Source organism: Bacillus hominis, from assembly GCF_018332515.1.
Taxonomy (GTDB): domain Bacteria; phylum Bacillota; class Bacilli; order Bacillales; family Bacillaceae_G; genus Bacillus_A; species Bacillus_A hominis.
In genome coordinates, this window is the sequence record NZ_BOQD01000564.1 from 1 (window position 1) to 2,181 (window position 2,181).

The following is a 2,181-nucleotide window of genomic DNA, read 5'->3' on the forward strand; positions in this document are numbered from 1 at the left end:
ACTGTTGTAAATATTGCAAGGAAAAAAGTTAAAAACATAGATGAAGCTACTTTCATTTTCCGATTGTATGTTTTAAATTTTGATGATGCGAATGCTGTAATTATTAACATCGTTCCATAAACAATGATTGTTAACAGGCTAAAACTATAAAACGTAAAACGTGTTATTAATAAAATTATGAGTAAGGCAATACCGACAGGAAATCCACCATAAAGTGTACCAATTAAAAAGGGGATTTGTCTTAAATCGTGAATACAATTTTCATCCATATAGATGGGATACCGCATACATAAAATTAGTGGGATGCTCGTACAAAGAATGATAAGTAGTTTCTTATATTTCTTCCCAAAGTATCCACTATCATAAATAAAATAAAAAATAAATATACTGCTTAAAATATAAAGAAGGTTATTTAAAACATTTTGATTAATGTAAACAAAGTTCATAATACATGCCCCGTTATCCTGAATTTCAATCCCATATGTATTATACATTATAAAAGTGCAAGTTTTACATGTACTTTTATAATATATGTAATTTTTATAGTTTTTCAGCGTTATAGACTTTTAACCATGCATTATTAAACTCTTCCATTGACGCATAGCGCTCACTACGATTTTCATTTACAGCACGGTATGCTACCTCATATAAACTTGCACTAGCTTCCCATTTTATAAAGGAATGATCTTGTCCACCGCCTAAAAGTGTGAAAGCTATCGCTCCCATATTAAATACGTTTGTTTTCCCATCAATTATAGCGTTAAGCTGAAACTCTTCAGGTGACATAAAACGTGAGGACCCCCAAAGTCTTCCCATTGTATTTACATAAGGTTTTTTACTGTATAAATCAATGTCGCAAATTTTTGTTTCATTTGTTTTAAAGTTATATAAAATACTCCCATCGTAAAAATCAATGGCCACATATTTTTTTTGTTCTACATAATGATGGAAAGAAAAAATAGAATTTAATGAAATTAGTCGATCCCTAACGGATAATCTCTTATATTTATAAAATGGTGAGTTAGGATCAGTGTATTTCGCTGGGGGTGGGAAACTCCAGTGTGGGTGAAGACATTCACCATCAAACCAATCAAAAATTAAAACATATCCATGTTGTACAGGATAATGATCAATTAAATTTATAAGAGAAACGTGTTTTAATTCATTGTATATAGTAACTGAGTTTTTTAATCTTTCTATAGCTTCATTTGTAGAAGCATTATATGCGAGTGTTTGTGCGCCTGCATATTTAATAAATTTCTTTTTCCCATTCGTTTCAACACCGAAACTTATATTACCGGAATCTTGTTGGTCAAAAACTGCAAATATTGTTCCTAGTTTCGTAAGCCAATCAAAATTATGATATTTTTTTAGCTGGAATGTGACAGCATTTAACTGAATTTCAACTGGAATATCTTTCATTATTCACCTCATATTTAATATAATTAAGTTGTCTATCAAAGTATTCGACATATTTTGTGAAATCCCTATGTTAATATACTTAAATTTTATAAATATAATGATGTACAGTTATAAGGAGGAAAGAAAATGGATGGAAAAATCATAATTAAACCGTACCAACATTATTGGCATAAAGAGTTTTTAAATGAAAAAAATAAAATTTCGCCGTTACTAAAGGAAGAAATTATCACTATTGAACATATAGGAAGCACAGCGGTAGAAGGATTAGGAGCTAAACCTCTTATTGATATGATGGTTGGCGTAACAAATTTACAAATTACTGAAAATTGGATTGAAAACCTTGCAAAAATTGGATATGAATATGTTCCAAAAGAAACAACTAATTGGCGTTTTTTTAGAAAAGGGAAATGGAGAGCTGGTACCCACCATTTACATGTTTATATTTATAATAGTGAGGAATGGAAGAACAACCTTTTATTTAGAGATTTTCTCATAAATAATGAATGGGCACGAAAAGAATATAGAGAATTAAAAGAGAAACTTGCTGCTACATATCCTTTTGATCGTGTTTCATATACAAATGAAAAAGCACCGTTTATTTGCAACATATTAGAATTGGCCAAAAAGGATATAAATAAAATATAAGTGGTTTGCAGATTCTCATTTTATTTTAATCTTTCTCTCATTTTATTCTCTCTTTCACTTGATACACTGTTGATTATAGAGCTTTTGAGTCAAAAGGGGATTATATAAAATGGA

The 2,181-nt window shown here is 29.8% G+C and carries 3 protein-coding genes; 1 reads left to right on the plus strand and 2 read right to left on the minus strand.

Going from position 1 to position 2,181, the window contains the following annotated elements; translation table 11 throughout:
* Positions 1 to 494 (minus strand): LytS/YhcK type 5TM receptor domain-containing protein (locus tag KI356_RS27355; protein WP_274388412.1); only part of this gene is annotated, 494 nt, incomplete at its 3' end.
* Between the two features lie 46 nt (positions 495 to 540).
* Positions 541 to 1,422 carry a protein kinase family protein gene (locus tag KI356_RS27360; protein ID WP_212937025.1) on the minus strand — a complete coding sequence of 294 codons (882 nt, stop codon included), beginning with the start codon at positions 1,420 to 1,422 and terminating at the stop codon, positions 541 to 543.
* 126 nt (positions 1,423 to 1,548) lie between these two features.
* On the opposite strand from KI356_RS27360, the gene KI356_RS27365 reads away from it, so the two are divergent.
* Positions 1,549 to 2,067 carry a GrpB family protein gene (locus KI356_RS27365; protein ID WP_212937026.1) on the plus strand — a complete coding sequence of 173 codons (519 nt, stop codon included), beginning with the start codon at positions 1,549 to 1,551 and terminating at the stop codon, positions 2,065 to 2,067.
* Positions 2,068 to 2,181: the final 114 nt, after the last annotated feature.

What these genes read in the sequence shown, in the direction of transcription:
- KI356_RS27360 (WP_212937025.1), bottom strand. Translation starts at nt 1,422, where the DNA reads ATGAAAGATATTCCAGTTGAAATTCAGTTAAATGCTGTCACATTCCAG.
- KI356_RS27365 (WP_212937026.1), top strand. Translation starts at nt 1,549, where the DNA reads ATGGATGGAAAAATCATAATTAAACCGTACCAACATTATTGGCATAAA.